This is a genomic window from Paraburkholderia caledonica (assembly GCF_000383275.1).
GTDB classification, from domain to species: domain Bacteria; phylum Pseudomonadota; class Gammaproteobacteria; order Burkholderiales; family Burkholderiaceae; genus Paraburkholderia; species Paraburkholderia caledonica.
In genome coordinates this window covers 178,543-198,898 of sequence record NZ_KB911039.1, presented here as the reverse complement: position 1 = coordinate 198,898, position 20,356 = coordinate 178,543, and the positions used below count along the sequence as shown (strand labels likewise).

Annotated in this window: 20 protein-coding genes; 7 read left to right on the top strand and 13 right to left on the bottom strand. The window is 61.8% G+C overall.

The features are described 5' to 3' along the window. Nucleotides 1-97: 97 nt before the first annotated feature. Complete coding sequence (locus tag H281_RS0118985) at nucleotides 98-964, bottom strand: LysR family transcriptional regulator (RefSeq protein ID WP_020068737.1); 867 nt, start codon at nucleotides 962-964, stop codon at nucleotides 98-100. A gap of 136 nt (nucleotides 965-1,100) precedes the next feature. Here H281_RS0118985 and H281_RS0118980 point away from each other — a divergent pair, with 136 nt between their 5' ends. The 3 genes from H281_RS0118980 to H281_RS0118970 all read left to right on the top strand — a co-directional run bounded on the left by H281_RS0118980 (nucleotide 1,101) and on the right by H281_RS0118970 (nucleotide 3,379). After that, nucleotides 1,101-2,045: an AEC family transporter gene (locus tag H281_RS0118980; protein WP_020068736.1), complete on the top strand. Its 945-nt coding sequence runs from the start codon at nucleotides 1,101-1,103 to the stop codon at nucleotides 2,043-2,045. A gap of 125 nt (nucleotides 2,046-2,170) precedes the next feature. Next, nucleotides 2,171-2,749: a DUF4337 domain-containing protein gene (locus H281_RS0118975; protein WP_020068735.1), complete on the top strand. Its 579-nt coding sequence runs from the start codon at nucleotides 2,171-2,173 to the stop codon at nucleotides 2,747-2,749. A 12-nt stretch (nucleotides 2,750-2,761) separates the two neighbouring features. Continuing rightward, nucleotides 2,762-3,379: a LysE family translocator gene (locus H281_RS0118970; RefSeq protein ID WP_027804756.1), complete on the top strand. Its 618-nt coding sequence runs from the start codon at nucleotides 2,762-2,764 to the stop codon at nucleotides 3,377-3,379. Nucleotides 3,380-3,499: 120 nt separating this feature from the next. On the opposite strand, the gene H281_RS0118965 is transcribed toward H281_RS0118970, so the two are convergent. From H281_RS0118965 to H281_RS0118950, 4 genes are all read right to left on the bottom strand, one after another. After that, entirely contained in the window at nucleotides 3,500-4,774 is a 1,275-nt protein-coding gene (locus H281_RS0118965; RefSeq protein ID WP_020068733.1) for an RNA polymerase sigma factor, read from the bottom strand. Nucleotides 4,775-4,778: 4 nt separating this feature from the next. Further along, nucleotides 4,779-5,186, bottom strand: a complete 408-nt coding sequence (locus H281_RS0118960; protein WP_020068732.1) for a VOC family protein — start codon at nucleotides 5,184-5,186, stop codon at nucleotides 4,779-4,781. A 29-nt stretch (nucleotides 5,187-5,215) separates the two neighbouring features. Then, nucleotides 5,216-5,629, bottom strand: coding sequence for a YciI family protein (locus H281_RS0118955; protein WP_020068731.1), 414 nt, complete (start codon nucleotides 5,627-5,629; stop codon nucleotides 5,216-5,218). A gap of 151 nt (nucleotides 5,630-5,780) precedes the next feature. Beyond that, nucleotides 5,781-6,134: a YciI family protein gene (locus H281_RS0118950; protein ID WP_020068730.1), complete on the bottom strand. Its 354-nt coding sequence runs from the start codon at nucleotides 6,132-6,134 to the stop codon at nucleotides 5,781-5,783. Nucleotides 6,135-6,516: 382 nt separating this feature from the next. On the opposite strand from H281_RS0118950, the gene H281_RS0118945 reads away from it, so the two are divergent. After that, a complete protein-coding gene (locus H281_RS0118945; protein WP_027804755.1) occupies nucleotides 6,517-8,478 on the top strand; it encodes a hypothetical protein in 1,962 nt (653 codons plus the stop codon). A 66-nt stretch (nucleotides 8,479-8,544) separates the two neighbouring features. On the opposite strand, the gene H281_RS0118940 is transcribed toward H281_RS0118945, so the two are convergent. Both H281_RS0118940 and H281_RS0118930 read right to left on the bottom strand, forming a co-directional pair. After that, nucleotides 8,545-9,018, bottom strand: coding sequence for a hypothetical protein (locus H281_RS0118940; RefSeq protein ID WP_027804754.1), 474 nt, complete (start codon nucleotides 9,016-9,018; stop codon nucleotides 8,545-8,547). Between the two features lie 848 nt (nucleotides 9,019-9,866). Further along, a complete protein-coding gene (locus tag H281_RS0118930; protein ID WP_020068726.1) occupies nucleotides 9,867-10,136 on the bottom strand; it encodes a DUF1488 family protein in 270 nt (89 codons plus the stop codon). A gap of 913 nt (nucleotides 10,137-11,049) precedes the next feature. Here H281_RS0118930 and H281_RS0118920 point away from each other — a divergent pair. Together H281_RS0118920 and H281_RS0118915 are read left to right on the top strand one after the other, a co-directional pair. After that, complete coding sequence (locus H281_RS0118920; protein WP_027804752.1) at nucleotides 11,050-11,523, top strand: GNAT family N-acetyltransferase; 474 nt, start codon at nucleotides 11,050-11,052, stop codon at nucleotides 11,521-11,523. Nucleotides 11,524-11,558: 35 nt separating this feature from the next. Then, nucleotides 11,559-11,909, top strand: a complete 351-nt coding sequence (locus H281_RS0118915) for a DOPA 4,5-dioxygenase family protein (RefSeq protein ID WP_020068723.1) — start codon at nucleotides 11,559-11,561, stop codon at nucleotides 11,907-11,909. Between the two features lie 22 nt (nucleotides 11,910-11,931). Here H281_RS0118915 and H281_RS0118910 read toward each other — a convergent pair whose 3' ends face one another. Together H281_RS0118910 and H281_RS0118905 are read right to left on the bottom strand one after the other, a co-directional pair. Next, entirely contained in the window at nucleotides 11,932-12,243 is a 312-nt protein-coding gene (locus H281_RS0118910) for a high-potential iron-sulfur protein (RefSeq protein ID WP_020068722.1), read from the bottom strand. A 63-nt stretch (nucleotides 12,244-12,306) separates the two neighbouring features. Beyond that, nucleotides 12,307-13,044, bottom strand: a complete 738-nt coding sequence (locus H281_RS0118905) for a nitroreductase (RefSeq protein ID WP_020068721.1) — start codon at nucleotides 13,042-13,044, stop codon at nucleotides 12,307-12,309. A 206-nt stretch (nucleotides 13,045-13,250) separates the two neighbouring features. Here H281_RS0118905 and H281_RS0118900 point away from each other — a divergent pair, with 206 nt between their 5' ends. After that, complete coding sequence (locus tag H281_RS0118900) at nucleotides 13,251-14,246, top strand: aldo/keto reductase (RefSeq protein WP_027804750.1); 996 nt, start codon at nucleotides 13,251-13,253, stop codon at nucleotides 14,244-14,246. 37 nt (nucleotides 14,247-14,283) lie between these two features. Here the strand turns inward: H281_RS0118900 and H281_RS0118895 are convergent, their stop codons facing one another. From H281_RS0118895 to H281_RS0118880, 4 genes are all read right to left on the bottom strand, one after another. Next, a complete protein-coding gene (locus H281_RS0118895) occupies nucleotides 14,284-14,853 on the bottom strand; it encodes a YbhB/YbcL family Raf kinase inhibitor-like protein (RefSeq protein WP_020068719.1) in 570 nt (189 codons plus the stop codon). Nucleotides 14,854-14,895: 42 nt separating this feature from the next. Continuing rightward, complete coding sequence (locus tag H281_RS0118890) at nucleotides 14,896-15,807, bottom strand: ROK family protein (protein WP_020068718.1); 912 nt, start codon at nucleotides 15,805-15,807, stop codon at nucleotides 14,896-14,898. A gap of 4 nt (nucleotides 15,808-15,811) precedes the next feature. Then, nucleotides 15,812-17,431 carry a glucose-6-phosphate dehydrogenase gene (zwf, locus tag H281_RS0118885; protein ID WP_027804749.1) on the bottom strand — a complete coding sequence of 540 codons (1,620 nt, stop codon included), beginning with the start codon at nucleotides 17,429-17,431 and terminating at the stop codon, nucleotides 15,812-15,814. An 87-nt stretch (nucleotides 17,432-17,518) separates the two neighbouring features. After that, entirely contained in the window at nucleotides 17,519-20,314 is a 2,796-nt protein-coding gene (locus tag H281_RS0118880) for an MGH1-like glycoside hydrolase domain-containing protein (protein WP_020068716.1), read from the bottom strand. Nucleotides 20,315-20,356: the final 42 nt, after the last annotated feature.

Here is a 20,356-nt window from a genome sequence, read left to right as displayed (position 1 = left end):
GCGGAAAGGCAAGGTTAGCTAAGGCGCGTGCTTTCGATGATCGCAGATTCCTCGCTGAAAAAAATTGCGCTTGCGTTCGCACTTGCGTACTTCGAACTCAAGCCAACTCCAGGAACCGCGCGAGACACGGATTCCGGTTCGCCGGCGACCAGGCCAGCACCTGCTCGATCAACGGCGCGTCCACCAGCGGCTTGAACACCACTCCCGCAAGCTGGGCCTTGCGCATGGAAGCGGGCACGAGTGCAACGCCCACGCCTTCATCGACGAGGCTCAACACGGTCTGTTGCAGCTGCACTTCAAAGCGAATGTCCGGTTCAAAGCCGCCTGAGCGGCAATGATCGAGAATCGTCGCGCGTAACGTGGGCGCCACTTCCGCGGATGCCAGCACGAACGGCTCGCCGGCTAGTTGCGCGATCTTGAGCCGCCGGGCGCGAGCCCGCGGGTGACCTCGCGATAACGCGACGCAAAGCGGCTCGCGCAAGATGGTGCGCGTGGCGAGTCCCTTATCGGGCACGTGCGGAAACATGATGGCGGCGTCGATGTGCCCCGCCACCACCTGCGCGGCCAGGTCGTTCGACACCACTTCGCGCAGATTCAGCGCGACCTCGGGGTACGCCGCGCCGAACGCCCGCGCATAGCCGGGCACGACGTTATAGGCGGCGCACATCGTGAAGCCAATCGCGAGCTTGCCCGCGTCGCCCGACGCCGCTGCCTGCGCATTGCTCACCGCCTGTTCGACCGACGCGAGAATCGCCTTTGCATCCGCGTAAAAGCGCTCGCCCGCGGCGGTCAGCGTGACGCTGCGCGGGCTGCGCTCGACAAGCATCACGCCGAGGCTCGCTTCCAGCGCCGCCAGTTGACGGCTCAACGGGGGCTGCGACAAGTTCAGGCGCGCCGCCGCCCGCCCGAAATGGCGCGTCTCGGCAAGCGTCACGAAATAGCGCAGCGGCTTGATGTCGATCACGTGTCCACCTGAGTCAAGCGACGATGCATAAAAGGTATCGTCCAGCGTAAAAAACAGTATTTGATTGTATCAACGCAAGTCACTACGCTGACGGGTTGCCCTCTTACACGCCGTATCGCTCGCGCGTTTCCCACCGATGTTAGCCACTCTCGAGATCCTGCTTCCCGTTTTCGGCCTCATATTCGCGGGCTTTGCCTGTCGGCGACGCGGCGTGCTCGGGCCGAACTCGGCGTCGGAACTGAATCGCTTCGTGGTCTGGCTCGCGTTGCCCGCGCTGCTGTTCGACACCATGGCGCGCGCCACATGGGAGCAGCTGTACCAGCCGGCGTTTGTCGTCACGTTTTCGATTGCATGCGCTGGCATCTTTGCTGTGATTCTCGTCATGCGACTACTAAGCGGCCGCCATCTCGCGGATGCAAGCGTCGACGCGATTGCCGCGTCGTATCCGAACACCGGCTACATCGGCTTTCCGCTCGGCATGATCGCGTTCGGCCAGGCGAGCCTGACACCCACCACGATCGCGACAATTCTCGTCGCCTGTGTGCTGTTTGCAGGCGCCATCGTGTTGATCGAAATCGGCTTGCAGACCGAACGCACACCGCACAAGCTCGGCTTGAAAGTGCTGCGTTCACTGGCGCGCAACCCGTTGATCGTGTCGCCGATCGCGGGCGCGCTGTTTGCCGGTCTGCACGTGGCCATGCCGCCGAGCGCGGAGACGTTCCTCAAGTTACTGAGCGGTGCGGCCAGTCCGTGTGCACTGGTCAGCCTCGGCTTGTTTCTCGCCGAAAGGCGCCCGTCCGAATCGGGTACACGGGGCATTGCGTTGCTGCTGACGCTCGTCAAGCTTGTCGTGCAGCCGGCGCTGACATGGTGGCTCGCCTCGCGCGTCTTCCGGCTCTCGCCCGCGCTGGTCGAAATGGCGGTCGTGCTCGCAGCGCTGCCCACTGGCACCGGCCCGTTCATGCTGGCCGAGTTCTATGAGCGCGAAGCGCAGATCACATCGCGCACAATTCTTTTATCGACCGTGGGTTCTGTCGTGACGCTGTCGCTCCTGCTGCTGTGGATGGGTCATCGCACCTGAATCGGAACAACGAGGCACTCGCAGAAAGCATGCTTCTCCATCGTCGTGACGTCACGCGCTAAGATTGAGGCCCCGGGTCCGCGCGACGCCCGGATACGACAAAAGAGTTTGCCTCGGAGAATCTGATGCCTGAAGAGTATGAAGTGCATGGTCCACACGACCACGCGGTGCAGCACGCCGGCCACCACGACGCGGACTCTTTCGGGAGCCGCATGGCCGTGGTAACGGCGGTCCTCGCGACGATTGGCGCGTTGTGCGCGTACCAAAGCGGAAACAGCGAGAACCTCGCGCTGTACTACAAGAACGAAGCCGCGATCAAAAAGACCGAAGCGTCGAACCAATGGAACTATTACCAGGCGAAGGGCGAAAAGCAGAACCTCGCGGAGCTGGGCGCGGCGCTGTCGGTCGCCAGTTCTGACGAGCATGCAAAATTTCTCGCGGATGTCGACAAGTACAAGCAGCAAAAAGAGCCGATCCGCGCAAAGGCTGAAGCGATAGAAAAAGAGGTGCTCGACAATGACGCGAAAAGCGAGGCGCTGCTGCATGGCCATCATCGCTGGGCGCAGGCTACTACGCTGATTCAGGTTGCCATCGCTCTGTGCGCGATCACGCTGCTCACGCGCAAGAAATGGTTGCGCAATGTGTCGTTCGTGGTCGCGGCTGCGGGCGTCGCGACCGGTGCAATGGCCTTTTTCTCTGCTTGATCGGAGCTTCGCGTGGTAGATAGTTCGGCCGTTCTAGGTGTGTTATCCGTGTATGTGGCCGGCGTTGTGATTCCCGGTCCGAACTTCGTTGCGGTCGCGCATAAGGCGGCCTCCGCTACACGCACCGAAGCGCTGGCGGTGGTGGCGGGCATTGTGCTCGTCAATCTGTTCTGGGCGAGTTGCGCGATTCTCGGCGTCGGCATTGTGTTCGCAGCGTTTCCGTGGCTGGCCTTCGCCGTTAAAGTGGCCGGCGCCGCTTATCTGATCTGGTTCGGTGGACGTCTGATCTTCAAGGCTTCCGCAGGCAACCCGCAACCGAATGCGCAGGCGCCCGGCGGCAGCGTCCGCCAGGCATTCGCTCAAGGCTTCGCGACGAATATCGCGAATCCGAAATCGGTCGCGTTTTTTGCCGCCGTGTTTTCGTCGGCGGCGCCGCCGCATGAGAGCGTCGGCACTTTCGTCGCGATGCTGGGCATGGTGTTCGTCGTGGCAAGCAGCTGGTATGGCTTCGTTGCGCTGACGTTGTCGCACGCGCGGATCGCGTCCGCGTACCGGCGCAGCAAGGCATGGGTCGACCGGGTCTGCGGCGGCCTGATCATCGCGTTGGGCGTGCGTCAGTTGATCCGCTAGCAGGTTCCATTGCGCCTTCGGTGATGTTTCCTACAGTGCCGGAGAATAATGCCGTCGTCGGCGCACGACAGCGCGCAGTGCCGTGGCTATGCCCGGTTTATGCGCACAAACTTCGGCAGCCTACTGCATCACCGCGCGCGCGCGTTCGAGCAACAACTCGCGCTCGCGTGCGTTGCGCGTCATCGCGGCAGCACGTTCGAAGTCCGCGCGCGCTTCATCCATACGACCGAGTTTCGCAAGCAGATCCCCGCGCACGCTCGGAAGCCAGTGATAGTTGGCGAGCGCCGCATCTGCCGCGAGCGCATCGACAATCTCAAGGCCTGCCGCCGGTCCGAAGGCCATACCCACCGCAACCGCGCGGTTCAATTCGACAACCGGCGACGGCGCCACCTGCGCAAGCGCGTCGTATAGCGCGACGATCTGCGCCCAATCGGTATCTTCGGCCCGATGCGCACGGGCATGACACGCGGCCAGCGCGGCTTGTAGCGCGTATGGCCCGCTCGCGCCGCCAAGCGCGTGCGCAGTGTTGAGCGCGGCCAGCCCGCGACGGATCAAAAGCGGGTCCCAACGGCTTCGGTCCTGATCGAGCAACAGAACGGGGCGCCCTTGTGCATCGGTGCGCGCATGCGTGCGCGACGCCTGAATTTCCATCAACGCGACAAGGCCGTGCACTTCACTTTCGTCAGGCACGAGACCGCTGAGCACGCGCCCGAGCCGCAGCGCTTCTTCGCAGAGTGCGGGGCGCATCCAGTCGTCACCGGCCGTCGCCGAATAGCCTTCATTGAAGATCAGATAGATCACCTGCAGCACCGACGCGAGCCTCGGCGCACGCGCTTCCGCCTGCGGCACCTCGAACGGCACTTTCGCGGCCGACAGCGTCCGCTTCGCGCGGACAATGCGCTGTGCGACGGTCGGTTCCGGCACAAGAAAAGCGCGGGCGATCTCGTCCGTCGTCAGGCCGCCTAGCAAACGCAACGTGAGCGCGACGCGCGCGTCGGTGGACAACACCGGATGGCATGCGGTGAAGACGAGCCGCAGCAAATCGTCACCGATATCGTCGGCACGCGCGGCGTCGAGCGCATCGACGAAATCCGGCACGACATGCGCCTCTAGCGCGTCCAGGTCGTGACCCAGCTCTTCGCGTTTGCGCGCGTGCAACGCTTCCTGCCGCAAGCGATCGAGGGCGCGGTTCTTTGCGGCCGCCATCAGCCACGCTCCGGGATTGTCGGGCACGCCCGCGTCGGGCCAATGTTCGAGCGCCGACACGAGCGCGTCTTGCGCCAGTTCTTCGGCGAGCCCGACGTCGCGCACCATTCGCGCGACGTAGGCGATGACCTTGGCGGACTCGATCCGCCAGACTGCCTCGATGGCACGGTGAGTGGCCGGTTTCGTCACAGATTCAACCCGGCGCCTTCGCGTTGGGGTCCATGTAGATCAGCTCCCAGATATGCCCGTCGATGTCTTCGAAACCGTGGCCGTACATGAAGCCGTAGTCCTGCGGCGCACGCGGCGCCGTGCCGCCCGCAGCGAGCGCTTTGGCGACGAGCGCATCGACTTCGCCTCGACTGTCGCATGACAGGCCTACGAGCGCTTCCGTGCTTTCCTTCGGATCGCAAAGCGACTTGCGCGTGAAGGACTTGAACAGGTCTTTGACCAGCAGCATTGCGTAAAGATTTTCACCGAGGATCAAACACGCCGCCTGATCGTTGGTGAATCGCGGATCGAAATTAAAACCGAGTGCGCTGAAGAATGCCTTTGACCGATCGAGTTTATCGACCGCGAGATTGACGAAGATCTGCTTGTGCATGATGAGTCCAGTAATCGATTGGCGTGGAATCAGCGGCGGCCCGCTTCCAGTTCACGAAAGCGCTCGAGTTCCGCGCTCGGCTCGAAGTCATCGAGTTCGTAGAGTTGCCGCACCTCGATTTCACCGTCGGCCTGTTCGCCGAACGGCGCGGGAAAACGCCGCGCCCATTCCATCGCTTCTTCACGCGAACGCACCTGGATCAGTGTGTAGCCGGCGACCAGTTCCTTCGTCTCAGCAAACGGACCGTCGATCACCGAGCGCTGACCGCCGCTGTAGCGAACGCGCCATCCTTTCGAACTGGGCTGCAAGCCCGTGGCGTCCAGCAGCACACCTGCCTTGGCGAGTTCTTCGTGGTAAGCGCCCATCGCGGCCATTAAGGACGCTTCTGGCATTTCGCCGGCTTCGCTCGCGGCAGTCGCCTTCACCAGAATCATGAATCGCATCGCGGTTACTCCTTTCGTCGTGAGGTTCGAGGATGTCTCGTTGAGCGTGGCGCGTTGGCCTGCTCTTACTCACACGACGAGCAATGCACGAGCGATTCGACAGACAGCTCGGGCGCCTGGTGAAAACCCCGAGCAAACAGCCGGAGATAGCCTAGGCGAAGCAGGGGCCGAGCTTGCGTACCTCGACGGTGCACCAGGTCGCCGCCGGACAGGCTTGCGCAATGGCCACCGCTTCCTCGCGCGAGTCGCAATCGAGGAGGAAAAAGCCGCCGACCATTTCCTTCGCTTCTGCGAAGGGTCCGTCGACCAGTTTCGGCTGCCCGTCGCGCACCTGCACGCGCACAGCGTCGCGGGAAGACGTGAGCGATTCGACCGCGAGCAGTTTGCCGCGCTCTTTCAGGTCAGCGGCGAAACGCACCATCTGATCGTAGACTTCACGGCCTTTCGCCTCGCCGCGCTCGATGCGCTGTTCCGGGGGCTCGACAATCAGCAGCATATAAGACATGGCGTCTCCAATGAGTGAGCTGCGGACAGGCGCCCGGCAGTCGTATGGCGGAAGAAAAATGCGCTTGGATGAGCGCGGAAAACCAGTCTAGCAAGCGCGGATCGTTCCGGTAAGCCTGAACCGCGGACTAATCGGCGGCTAACCCCGCGCTTTTACGGAGACTCGTAAGCTTCAACGCTTTGCGGATTCACTTTTGCGACACGGCACGCTTGCGTCGATTTGAAGTATTCTCCCAACGCGCCATCAGCCGCTATTTAAACGGCCGTTAAAGTGTGAGAAAACATAGGTATTGCTTTCAATCCGACGACACCGCGCGAGGATTGAAAAGCGCTTATCGACATAACGGGCCGATATCAAAACGAATCACAGCATCGGGGATTTCATGCATCGAACGTTAGTGCGCAGCGCCGTCGCGGCCGCAGTGGCTTTTGCGTTTCTTCAACTGAGCGGTTGCGGCGGGGGTTCGGGGTCGGGGTCAGGCTCGTCCAACACGCAAACTGCCACCGCGACATCCGTTACCGGCACTGTAGCGAGCGGCAGCGCATGGGCCGGCGCAAGTGTGACCTTGATGGACGCCACCGGGGCGCAAGCGACCGCCACCACCAACGCACAGGGCGCGTTTAGCGTCTCCGTCAAAGGCATGACCGCGCCGTTCCTGCTGATGGCAAACGACGCGACCGGCTTCTCGAGTCCGCTTGTCTCCGTGCTGGCCAAGCTACCCAACGGCACGGCGCCCGCCGTTGCCAACATCACCACGCTCACCACTGCTATTGCCGCGATGTTGACGGCATCGGGCAATCCGTCCGATCTCGCGTCGAGCACCGCACTCGCTAAAGTTACGCTGCCCTCGGTTCAGATCGCCATCATCACGCTCGACGCAATTCTCGCGAACGTGCTCGCGCAAAACGGCATCCAGTCGGCCGGCTTCGATCCTGTCGGCACCGCGTTCACGCCGAATCACACGGGTGCGGATGCGGTGATCGATACGGTGTCGGTTGTGACCGGCCCTAACGGCGGCTTGCTGCTGCTGTCCAACGCCGCGCCCGGTACAACCGTCGCGCTGAACAAGCAGACAGGGCAATCCACGAAGCTCGCCGCGCCGGCGGCTGCAGCCAATTATCTGGAACCGCTCGCGCCATTGCTGACGGCGTGTGCTGCGACAGGCACGCTGGATACGTCGTGCGCACCCGCCATCGACAGTACTTTTCTGGAGAACGGCTCAAGCAACCTTGCGACGGGTCACGGCTTGCCGAACGCGTCGCTTGCCGGTGCGCGCTTCGGATCGCCGAAGACCCTCGCGTTTTTCACGCGCAACGGCAAGCAACAAGCGCTCGTACAAATCCCGCTGACGCTCGCCGACGGCACAGCAGGCGCGCTGTACAGCATTGCTCAGCAGATGGCGGCCCCGGTTGCGCTCGCGGGCGGCACGCAGCTCGGCTGGAACCTGGTCGGCAACCAGTCGCAATTCGCCGTGGCGATCAATTCGCGAATCCAGCGCCGCACGTTTCTCGACGCGCGGGTCAACGACGTGAACCGCTATGAGTCCGGCCTGGAAATTACGATTCCGGTCGCGCTGAACCCCGCTGTGTACTCCGCGTCCGTCTCAGGGCCCGGGCTCGCGGCGCCTGTGTGGCTTCTGCCGCGCAGCGCCGCTGGCAGCAGCACGCTCGGCCTCTCTGACACGGCGTTGAGTGCCGCGCCGGTATCGCCGGCCACGACTGCGAGCAGCACGTCCATGTATCGCTGGTCATGGCAATCGCTACCGTCTACGGCCAGCTTCGCGCCGCCCGCGTCGAGCGGCGCGTATGCGGCGCAATCAGTCGATGTCGGCACAGTGCCGCTCTACGCCGCCTACACGGTGACGTTTTACGACAGCACCGGCACGAAACTCGGCGTGTCGCAGGTCATGAATCCGGGTAGCCCGCTCGGCGCGGCAGCCGGTGCGACGGTGTCGTGGCCGACTTTGCTGTCCGACTTCCAGACGCAGTTTCTTACTCCTGCCGGATCGCTTGCCGGTATTCAGTATGCGATGAGCGTCAGCTGGTCCAGCCTCGTCAACGGACAGAGCCTCGCGTATCCCGTGAATTCGGTGCAGATTCAGGCATTCGGTCTGACCTTGGCCGGCACGAACGGCGAAGTCGACGGCTTTGCAGTGGGCAGCCCGAACAACACCACGTTTGGGCAGTATCAAACGACGGTCAGCGCCGGAATCGATTCGCAAGGCGTTCGCACGTGTACGAATTGTCCCTTCCCCGCGCTGACCTCAGGGGGTTCGCGCCTGGTTGAACTCGGCGGCAATCAGAACTGGATCAGCTATTACGATGTAACGCAGTACAACGATTAACCGGCGCGGCAAAAAAAAACGCCCCACATGGGGCGTTTTCTATTTGGGGGATTTGCGGCTTTACCGTCAGAGCACCGCTTCGGCGATTGCTCTCGTCCGCGCGGACCGCATCAAGCCTTCGATCATTCGCGCCTGAGCGCTCGCAATCTCGCTCAACGATGCCACGGACAATTGCTCGTCCAGAATCGCGAGCGACGTGCACAGGCGTGCGTGTTCGTCGTCGCTGAGCGTCCACTTGCCGGTTATCTGCTCGCGGCTGTCTAAGTGGACCATAGCGGCGTGGCCGCTCTCGATATCGTCGATAAGGTCTTCGCCGAGGCCGAGGCGCGCAAGCTCCTGCGACACGAGCAAGTGCCGGCTCAACGACATGTGCAGATCGCGTGAGCCGTGACCGTGCTCGAACGCGTCGAGCGCCGCATAGCACTGCAGAAGCATCGCAGCGGTAACCGGCTCGTGCGTGCTACGGCTTTGAGTCAGCGCACGCAACAGCGGCGACATGGCCGGCGAATTGTGTTTGCGGACTCGCGATTTACTGGACATAGGTTTTACCTCCTTCGCTAATTCTCGGCTTCGTCGCACGATCGGTATGATTTCCCGCGACGAGTGCCGCCGATGCGCCGGCGGCCGAACAGCCTCTAATGTGAGTCTGTGTAAGCATGATGGCAAGCGAATATTAAGTCCGGCTTAAAACGCGAAGGTCGCGGGCCTTCATCGCATCGACGAAAAAAAACCCTGTTCCCGCGAGAGAACAGGGCCGGACAGGATGGAAGAGTCGTGCTCGCGCGTGGATGCTCGCCGACCTGTAACCATCGAAACTGAAACGCTGTTACTGCCAATCTGCTACTTATGTTGCTGCTGCGAAGACATCTTCTGAACTTGTACTGCTACTGCTGAGACTTTCGTTGCGACTTCAACTGTTACTGGAAAACGGTCGTTGCCAGGTCAACTACTACCAGCACTGCAAAAACGGTTGTTGCTACTTCACCTGCTACTGCGCCATTGTTCTGCTTCTACTTCGTGTTGCGTTACTGCCCTGCCGCGTCGAACACCGCGGCAAACTGCCATCAACGGTACGGTTCAAAACAACGCGGGGGAAGACCGCGTCGATGGGGCTCGGTGATTTGTCGCTCCATGTAAAACAGTTTATGCGAGCGAGCGCCCAGGCAATTGGGCAAAAGGAAGGGATTTGCCGCGCCAGTTTGACGAATCGGCGTAACAATCGGGGACGCATGCAGGAGGGATGCCGGAACCGCGTGAACGACTCACACGCGAATGGCGAACAGGCAGGCGAGCGAGGGCGCTACCGAGCGCCCGCTCGCACAAGATTCAGCGCGACGAAAGCGCACGCAACGTCATGACGACGATGCGTGCACGGCGATGAACCGTCATTAGCGCGCGGCAAAATCGCTGATCGTCAACAGGACTTTATCGCCCGGACGGGCCAGCATCTTTCTTTCGGCGACAGCAGTGATGCGTTTGCGGCCATCCGCAAACGTTTTCAGCATGCGGTCCTCGGCAGCGCCGCGCTGCAGCCAGAAATGCTGCTCCAGCGCTTCACGCGTTACCGCGCATTCGAGGTCTCGTCCTCGCGCCGAAAGCTGGAAAATCACCGCGCGCCCGTCAGCCGAGACGCTAGGTTCAAGCTCGATAATCTCCATGGCCCACCTCGCAAAGTTGGTTATGCCGTCCGCCGTACTGAAACGGACAACACCGAACAAAACTGAATAGACACGCAAACCGGCGCCGATCTTTCGGCTGATGAATTCCCTACTGTGCTGCCGCTACTTTCATCGTAAGCGAACGCAACGGCGCGTGCATGTCCGCGTCTCCCGGCAACACTGCCGACGTAGACGCGGGCCGGGCTGCGAGACGAAGCGCCGGCGCAAACATCAGCGCGCTGGCCGCTGCCGGCATGTGCGCCCGGCCGCTCAGCCACCTTGAGCGTTTCCGGCAGAATTCATGCAATAGGGTACTCAAGCCTTCGGACATCGCGTGTGTCCCGCCGCGCACTTCGCGCAACGCGGACGAAATCGCAAACCAGGAATGCGGTGGCCGGAGTTCGTGGCACACCACACCGCGTGAATCGGCGAAACGCAGGCAGCCTGTGTCGGGGTAGAAGACGAGCGTCATCGCGTCGCCATCTATCGCGCGCGTCAGAACATGTGGTTTCGTGTTCAGCATTGTTCGTTGTATGCCAAGTGGCGCCGTTTCCCGGCGTTTCGGCGTGTCGCGCGCGAAGTCTCGGACTCGCGCGCGTAGCAATCCGCGGGTAGGGCAAAAGCAAGGCACATGCCAATCAGCGCTAAACGCGCTGCGCTCATGCTTCGGCGACCCGTACAGCGCGTTTGCATCGAGTGTCGCGCGAGCGGCAAACATCGGCGGCGCCTGATGCATCGCGGTTAAAGTCGCGGCGCCGCTTCCGGCTTTCATGACTCGCACGAGCGGCGACCAATCCGCATTCTCTGCGCGAGCGCGCGCATCGGAACAAGCTAGCATGGTAAAAAAGCACTGGCAGCGTGACAATTCGCGCCCATTCTTACTAACCGGCTCCGCACCCGGCACCGCTCCGACATGTCCGACGACCACGCTGCAATAACCCTGCGCCCCGCCGTCGCGCGAGACGAGCCCTTTCTCTTCGAACTGCGCAAGGCGACGATGACCGAACACCTCGCGCGTATCGGCGAACCTGCGGACGACGCCGAGCATCGCGCGCGTTTGCTGCATCGTTACGACACAGCGCGTGTCATTTGTGTCGACGGCATGCCTGCCGGCTTGCTCAAAGCGCATCGCACCGATACTGAATGGCTAGTCGTTCAATTGCAGATCGCGCCCGCGCTGCAAAGGCGCGGCATCGGCGAACGAGCGCTCAGCACGGTGCTGCGCGCCGCCGACGCCGACGCATTGCCCGTCGCGCTCAAGGTGCTCAAAGGCAACCCGGCACAGCGTCTCTACGAGCGGTTCGGTTTTGAAATCGTGGGCGAAGATGAAAGACAGTTTCACATGAGGCGCGCGCCGCGCGCGTCGGCGGAAACTGAAGCAGAATAAATGGCGGATAACGACTGACACACCACAGGCTCGGCATGACTCTTCGTGACACTTTCGTGATTCAAAGCTGGCACGCACACGTCTACTTCGATTCCGCGACGCGCGACAGCGCCTGGGCGTTCCGCGAGCAGATCGAAGCGCGCTGGCATGGCAAGCTGCAGATGGGTCGTTTTCACGAACGCCCGGTCGGGCCGCACCCGATGTGGTCGTATCAAATGGCTTTCGCCCACGAGCAGTTCGGCGAGCTGATTGGCTGGCTGACGCTCAATCACGGCACGCTCGACATTTTCGTGCACCCGAATACCGGCGACGCACTGCGCGACCACCGCGACGCCGCCGTGTGGATCGGCCGCTCACATGAGCTTCTGCTCGCCGCGTTGATCTGACGAATGCGCGGCTGCCCGCGGTTCACATGTTCGTGTACGAACTGCACCAGCCGCGCGCGGCGACCTGTTTGTCGCCGAACAGCGTGCAGCCGCCGTACGCGTCGGTAGCCTTGCCCTGAAAGAGCGAACATGTCGCGCAATTCTGGCCCGCTGCGTATTGCGGATACTTGGCCTTGTCGACTTTTGACACGTCGTCTTTATAGCCGAGCGCCTGCGCCTGCGGATCGGCCTCGCTGAGTGCGTTCGCGCCGGCGGCGAATGCCGCGCGTGAAATCATGAGCGATGAGCCTGCACTCACGCCCAACAATAAAAAATGGCGGCGCGATGTTTTCATTATTCGACTCCTTTGTACGTAGTAGGACGCGCCTGAACCAAAGGCCGTCTTATCACCAGGCGTTCAATCGAGAAACCGCGTGAATCGTTCCACCGGTTCCCGTTCGGAGCGCAGCGCGTTGACCGGCGCGTTTTCGTCTGCGAAGCCGAGCGACATGCCGCACACCAGTTGCTCGTCTGGCGGCAGATCGAGTTGCGCTGCGATCACCTGATGAAACGGCGTGAACGCGGCCTGCGGGCAGGTGTCCAGGCCGCGCCCGCGCGCCGCCGTCATGATGGCTTGCATGAACATGCCGTAATCGAGCCAGCTGCCGCGCTCCATTACGCGGTTGATGGTGAAGAAAAGGCCCACTGGCGCGCCGAAAAAGCGATAGTTCTGCGCGTGCTGTTCATGCATGCGCGCCTTGTCGCCCTTTTCAATGCCGAGCAGTCCGTACAGATCCCAGCCGATCTTGCGGCGGCGGTCGATGTAAGGAGACACCCATTCGCGCGGATAGTACGGATATTCCTCGCGATAGAGCGTGTCGCGCTCCGGATGATCGTAAGCCTCCAGCAACGCCTGCGACACACGCGCGAGCGAGTCGCCCGTCACCACATAGACCTTCCACGGTTGTGTATTGGTGCCGGAGGGCGCGCGGCTCGCCACTTCGAGAATCGCCTCGATGTCCGCGCGCGGCACGGGCGTCGGCAGAAATGCGCGGATCGAGCGGCGCGTGACGAGCGCGGCATCCACCACGCTTGTGGCTTCGCTTGCGCTGTGGCTCGTGGCGTGGTTCGTGACTGTGGCGGCTGGGCGTGTCATCGTCGAAATTCCTGTTGAAGCAGCAAGCAATGCGCTGCAACGATTCTAGCGCGAGCGGCCATTTCCAAGCGGGCAAGCGCGCAGCTTACGTTTGCAATGCATGGCTGTGCGCCTGTCAACGCAACTATCGTTTTGCGTTTATCCTCTTCGCACGCTTCTTGCCGTATTCCCTATCGCAACCCATTCGTTCAATTCCGGAGTTGAGCATGCAATACCGCAAATTCGGCCGCACCGGCCTGACGGTTTCCCGCTTGTGCCTCGGCACGATGACCTTTGGCCTGCAGACTGAAGAAGACGCTTCGCGCCGCATTCTCGATACTGCCGCCGACGCCGGCGTGAATTTCATCGATACGGCCGACGTATATCCGCTCGGCAGCGACCACAGCGACGCGGGACGTACGGAGGAGATCGTGGGCCGTTGGCTGAAGGGCAAGCGCGACCGCTTCATTCTGGCCACGAAGGCAGTTGGCAAGATGGGCCCCTCGGCATGGGACCAGGGCGCGTCGCGCAAGCATCTGCTCGATGCAATCGATGCCTCGCTGAAGCGTCTCGGCACCGACTATGTAGACCTCTATCAACTCCATACCGACGACGCGAGCACTCCGCTCGACGAAACACTCGAAGCGTTGGACGTGATCGTTCGCTCGGGCAAAGCACGCTACATCGGCGTATCGAACTTTCTTGCGTACCGGCTCGCGCGTGCGCTGGGTCGCGCCGACGTATTACGCGTGGCGCGCTTCGTCTCGGTGCAGCCGCGTTATAACCTGCTGTTCCGCCAGATCGAACGTGAACTGCTGCCCCTGGCCGCGGAGGAGCAACTTGCAGTCATGCCGTACAACCCGCTCGCGGGCGGCTTGCTGACGGGCAAGCACAAGCTCGATGCAGCGCCGCCGTCGGGCCGTTTCACTGAAACCGTCGGCAAAGCGGGCGCCATGTATCAGGAGCGGTACTGGCATCAACGCGAATTCGAGACGATCGAGCGGCTCAAAGCGATTGTCGAGCCGACCGGCGAGTCGCTAACGCGCGTGTCGCTTGCATGGGTGCTGGCAAATCCACTGGTCACGTCGGCGATTATCGGCGCGAGTCGCGCCGAGCAATTGAACGACACGTTGGCTGCGTCCGAACTCGTGCTGCACGCCGACATCAAGCAGCAACTCGACGAGGCCAGCGTCGAATACCGGTGGGGCGACGCGGCGCGCTAAACGAGGCGGGCGACCGCTAGCTGCAAGCGCGTTGCGATCATCGCCCGTATCGAAGCACTGTGCTGGTTGCCGCAATCACGTGATCCTTCATTGCGGCAAGCAGCGCGTCTCTCGTCAAGCCGGCCGGCAAAGCGTCGGGCGCGAGATCAAGCGCGTAGACCTGCACGACGTAGTGATGCGGCACCTCGCCGACCGGCGGGCATGGTCCGTAATATCCCGTGCCACCGGTGCGATTCGTCCCACCGACACTGCCAGGCGGCGGTGCGGCTCCCGAGCCAAGCGAGGTAACGGAAGGCGCAATGCCATAGAGCACCCAATGCACGATGCCTAAACCCTTCGCGCCGTCTGGATCGAAGATGGTCACCGCATAGCTTTTCGTGCCTGTGGGCGAGTTGTGCCATTGCAATGCCGGCGACACGTTGCCGCCGCCGCAGTTGTTGGCGCTGGCCGCGTGAGCCGATTCCAGTGTGGCGCCGTCGGCCAGCCCCAGCGACGTCAAGGTGAACGCCTCAGCCGCATTTGCAGCAGCCACGGTGAAGGCGAGCATCATGCCCACGCCGGCAGACATCAGGCGCCGCGCAGTGCCAACGTAAGCGCGTCGAATCATTACTGCTCGCTCCCGGTTATTCGCCATTGACGTGAGTTCGAATTATTCGAATTTGCCAACGCGCGCGTTCGCTTCGGGAAGCTGCCGCGTTTCGCGCACCGACCGTGGATGCCATAGCCGCGCGCCGCCTTCAATTCCCGCGTCGTTCGAAACCGTCGCCACGTTCGCCGGCAATTGGAATGTCAGGCGTGCCGCGTTACCGCCGCCGATCCACAACTTGTCGTAGTTCACCAGCGATTCGAGAATCCGAATCACTTTTTCAACGCGCCGATTCCAGCGCTTATTCCCAGCTTTTTCGCGAGCGGCGTCGCCAATGTATTCGTCGTAAGCAACGCCTTTCTTGCTCACCGGATGGTGTGCAAGCTCCAGATGAGGCATCAGCTCGCCGTCGCGAAAGAGCGCCGTTCCCGCGCCGGTGCCGAGCGTCAGGACGAATTCAAGTCCTTTGCCTTCAATTGCGGCGAAGCCTTGCATTTCGGCGTCGTTGATCATGCGGACCGGCAAACCACCGAGCCTTTGCGCGAGCAGATCGGCAAGCGCAAAGTCGTGCCAACCTTCCACGCCGAAATGCGGCGCCGTCAGAATGCGGTTGTTGCGCACCACGCCCGGAAAGCCGATCGACATCAGCGCGGGCGGCGCTTTTGCGACCAGCGGCTCCACGAGTTTTGCCAACGCATCGACGAGTTGATCGGGCGTGCACGGATGCGGTGTCGCGACACGCAAGCGCTCGGTCTGCATCTTGCCGTCCGCGTCGATAATCGCCGCTTTCAGGCCGGTGCCGCCGACGTCGATTGCGAGAATGCGCTCGTCACTCGTTGCTGCTTGCGCAGCTTTGGCCGCATTGGCCTGCTTTGCGGCGTTTGTCGCTTTTGCCGCGTTTTTCGCGTTTTTCGCCTTTGCCGCGTTTGCTTTGGATGTCGCCACGGTTACCCCATATGTGTGGTTGTGCTTCATGGCATTACTTCTTCTGGACCGCGCCCGCTTTCAACGGACGCCACGCGCGGCCGTCGCGCGCCAGCAGCGCGTCTGCTTCGGCGGGCCCTTCGCTGCCGGCCGCATAGCCGTGCACCGGGACCGCGCCGCCCGCTTTCGGATGCAACACATCGTCCACCGCGCACCAGCTCGTTTCGATGCTGTCGGCGCGCTGGAACAACGTCTCGTCGCCGAGCATGCAGTCGTACAGCAGCGTTTCATAGCCTACGTTCGCGCGTTCCGCGAAAAAATCGCCGTAATCGAACGAAGACTGTACCGGGCCGATCTGCATTACCGGGCCCGGCGTTTTTACGTTGAAGTCGAAGCTCGTGCCGTGCGCAGGGTCTATGCGCAAAGTCAGCACGTTAGGCGTAAGCGCATCGACAGGCGTGTCGCGGAACAGACGAAACGGCACGGGCTTCAGTTGCACTGAAATTTCCGTGCGGCGCGCGGCGAGCCGCTTGCCCGTGCGCAGATAAAAAGGCACGCCGGCCCAGCGCCAATTTTCTACGAACACGCGCGCGGCGGCATATGTTTCCGTCGTGCTGTTCGGCGCGACATCCGGCTCCTCACGATAACCCACGCCTGCAGCGCCTTTTTCGTATTGACCGAACACGACGTCGTTCGGCGTCAGCGGCAAGATGGCGTCGAAAATTTCGGCCTTTTTATCGCGCACGGCTTCCGCATCGAATGAATTGGGCGGTTCCATGGCAACCATGCCGAGCAACTGGAACAGGTGGTTCGGCACCATGTCGCGAAACGCGCCAGTCTGTTCGTAGAACTTGCCGCGCCCTTCCACGCCGATTGTTTCCGCCGCCGTGATCTGCACACTGTCGATATATTCGCGTCGCCATACCGGTTCGAATAGCGCGTTGGCAAAGCGCACGGCAAGAATGCTCTGCACCGTGTCCTTGCCGAGAAAGTGGTCGATGCGATAAATCTGCGATTCCTTCGCATATGAAAGGATATGCGCATTCAGATCGCGTGCTGTTGCAAGGTCGGTGCCGAACGGCTTTTCGATCACGATGCGGCGAAAGCCATCGCCCTCTTTAAGCAACCCCGCCTCGCCCAGATGCTGGACGATCGGTTTGAAGAAACGCGAAGTGACCGCCAGATAAAAGATCACATTGCCGCCCGGCGCGTCAGCGAGTTTCTGCTTGAGCTGCGCGAAGGTGTCGGGTGTCTCGAACTCGCCGGCCATATATTCGAGGCGTTGCGCCACCCAGTTCCACGCGTTGTCATCCAGCTTGCCGGCGTGAAAGGTGCTGGCCTTGTCGGCTGCGAATTTTTGCAGCGACTGGTGCAGGTCTTCCCGCCACTCGGCCGTCTCTCGCGCGCCGTGATTGACGCCGACAATCTGCATGCCGTTGTCGAGCAGGCCGTCCACCGCGAGGTTGTAAAGCGCGGGCATCAGCAGGCGCTTCGTAAGGTCGCCGCCCGCGCCGAAGATCACCAACGTGCAAGGCGGCGCGGGACGTTTGCCCGCGGGCGACGGCGGCTCACCTTGCGCGTTCGCACTGACTTTGCAACTGCGCTCCACAGCAACGTTGCCGTCAGCGTCTGCGTTCGAAGAATTAGCGGCTTGAGAATTCGGTGTAGTCGGCATGGGATTCACTTGAAGAAGCCAATGAAACGGACGTGGCAATACTTGAAAGACCACGCCCGCAGCCACACAGTTCAAAACGATAGCGCGCTATTTGACGGAACTTGTCGCCAACGCAGACGCCGTTTCAGGCTCGACCTCGCGTGCCGGTGCCGACGGCGCAGTCGGAATCGGCGCGCGCCCGGCCTCGCCCGCGCGCGGGACGCTGCCGGAAGCGGCCATGACACGTGGTTGTAACAGCAGCGCTACCAGTCCGCTCCAGCCGGTTTGATGCGAAGCGCCGACGCCGCGTCCATTGTCGCCGTGGAAATACTCATGGAACAGAACCAGATCGCTCGAACGGGGGTCGGCTTGCAGCAAAGGATAAGCGCCCATTACCGGACGCTCGCCGTTCTTGTTCTTCAGGAACAGCGTGGTCGCGCGGCGTGCGAGCTCGTCGGCGATTTCGCACAGCGAGAACTTCTGGCCCGAACCAGTCGGATATTCGACGCGGAATTCGTCGCCGTAATAGCGGTGGAATTCGTATAGCGATTCGATCAACAGATAGTTGACCGGCATCCACACCGGACCGCGCCAGTTCGAATTGCCGCCGAACACGCGCGTGTCCGATTCGGCCGGCAAGTATTTGACAGTAAAGCTGTTGCCGTTGTGGTTGAAGACGAACGGATGATCGCGGTGGTATCGGGACAGCGCGCGCACGCCATGATCGGAGAGGAATTCGCTCTCGTCGAGGGCGCGCCGCAAAAGCGCTTTCATACGATGCCCGCGCAACACCGACAGCAGCAGCGCGTTGCCCTTGCCCGGCTCGTCCCAGCGCGAAACCAGCTTTGCGAGGTCCGGACGATGCTTGAGGAACCAGACAAGCCGATCCCGCAATCCAGGCAAGTGACCATGCAAGCGCTCTTCGAGCACGTGCACCGCGAAGAGAGGAATGAGCCCGACAATCGAGCGTACACGCATGGGAACGCTGCTGCCGTCAGGCAGGCGCAGCTTGTCGTAGAAGAACTCGTCCTCGCTGTCCCACAGTCCGGTATCGCAGCCGTCGTCGCAACTCACGGCCTGCGCGATGTACAGAAAGTGCTCAAAAAACTTCACGCCGATATCGACGAACACATGGTTCGCATACGCAAGTTCGAGCGCGATGCGCATCAGGTCGAGCGCGTAAGCGGCCATCCACGCGGTGCCGTCCGCCTGATCGATGTGACCGCCGGTTGGCAACGGCGACGAGCGATCGAAGATTCCCACGTTGTCGAGACCGAGAAAGCCGCCCTGAAAAATGTTGTGCCCGTCGGCGTCCTTGCGATTCACCCACCAGGAAAAATTGAGCAGCAGCTTATGAAAGATCAGCTCGAGGAAATCGCGGTCTGGCTTACCGGTGAGCGCACGGTCGATTTCATAGACGCGCCACGCGGCCCACGCATGCACGGGCGGATTTGCATCGCCGAGCGCCCATTCGTAAGCCGGCAATTGTCCATTTGGATGCTGATAGCGGTCCTTCACCAGCAGCAGTAACTGACGCTTCGCAAACGCTGGATCGATCAGCGCGAACGCTGCTGCATGAAACGCGAGATCCCACGACGCGTACCACGGGTACTCCCATTTGTCCGGCATCGACACGATGTCCGCGTTGCACAAATGCATCCAGTCCGCGTTGCGTCCACGCTTGCGTCCGGCCGCTGGCTTTGGCTGCAACGGATCGCCTTCCAGCCAGCGATGCACGTCATACCGGTAATACTGCTTCGACCACAGCATGCCCGCCAGCGCCTGACGCTGCACCAGGCGCGCGTCAGGGTCATTCATGTCGTGCTGCAGCGCGCCGTAAAATTCGTCGGCCTCCGCAATCCGCTTTGCAAAGAGTGCATCGGCGTCGAGGGGCACTTCGTCGGGGCTCGCTTCCGGACGCCAACGCATGTAGACCACCGCGCGGCCGTGCGCAGCGAGTTCGATCGGCGCATGTGCGCCGGCTTTCGTGCCATGCTCGCGACGCACCGCTTGCTGGTCGCCATGCACCAGGTAGTCGTTGAAGCCGTCTTTGAACGGACCTTCGGCCTCCATGTTGAACAGCCGCTTCACGTTGGTGTCGTTCTCGCAGAAGAGCCACGTGACTTGCGGCACGTCGTTCGACCAGGCCGTGACGACGATCGGTTCCTGCCCATGCTGATGACCGATCAATTGCGCGTGACCGTTATGGTCGGTGCCCGCAACCAGCGAAGGTTTGTCCGTGTTCTCTTTCCACGACCACGAATTGCGCGCCCAGATTTGCGGCAGCACATCGAGCGACGCTGGCTCATCCGCGCGATTCTCGATTGTCACGCGCATCACGATGTCGTTCGGCGCGTGCTTTGCGTATTCGACCTGCACGTCGAAATAGCGCAAGTCGTCGAACACACCGGTGTCGAGAATCTCGTACTCCGGCATGTCGCCGCCACGTCGCGCGTTTTCCTCGATCAGATCCTGATACGGAAAAGCGTTGTGCGGATACTTGTAGAGCATGCGCATGTATGAATGCGTGGGCGTACCGTCGAGGTAGAAGTACAACTCCTTCACGTCCTCGCCATGGTTGCCCTGCGCATTCGTGAGACCGAAGAGCCGCTCCTTCAGGATCGGGTCCTTGCGATTCCACAGCGCGACCGACACGCACCAGCTCAGCGTGTCGTCGCCGAATCCGGCAATGCCGTCTTCGCCCCAACGGTACGCGCGGCTGCGCGCATGGTCGTGCGGAAAGTAGTCCCAGGCTGTGCCGTCCGCGCTGTAGTCCTCGCGTACGGTGCCCCATTGGCGCTCGCTGAGGTACGGTCCCCAGCGCTGCCAGTGGGCGCAGTCCGCCGAATGCAGGCGTGAGCCTTCAGTGGTGTCTAACAGATTCGCAGCGCGCAGCGGTGGCATGACAGCGTCCTTGCGTCGGGCTTGGCGGAGAGACACACATCG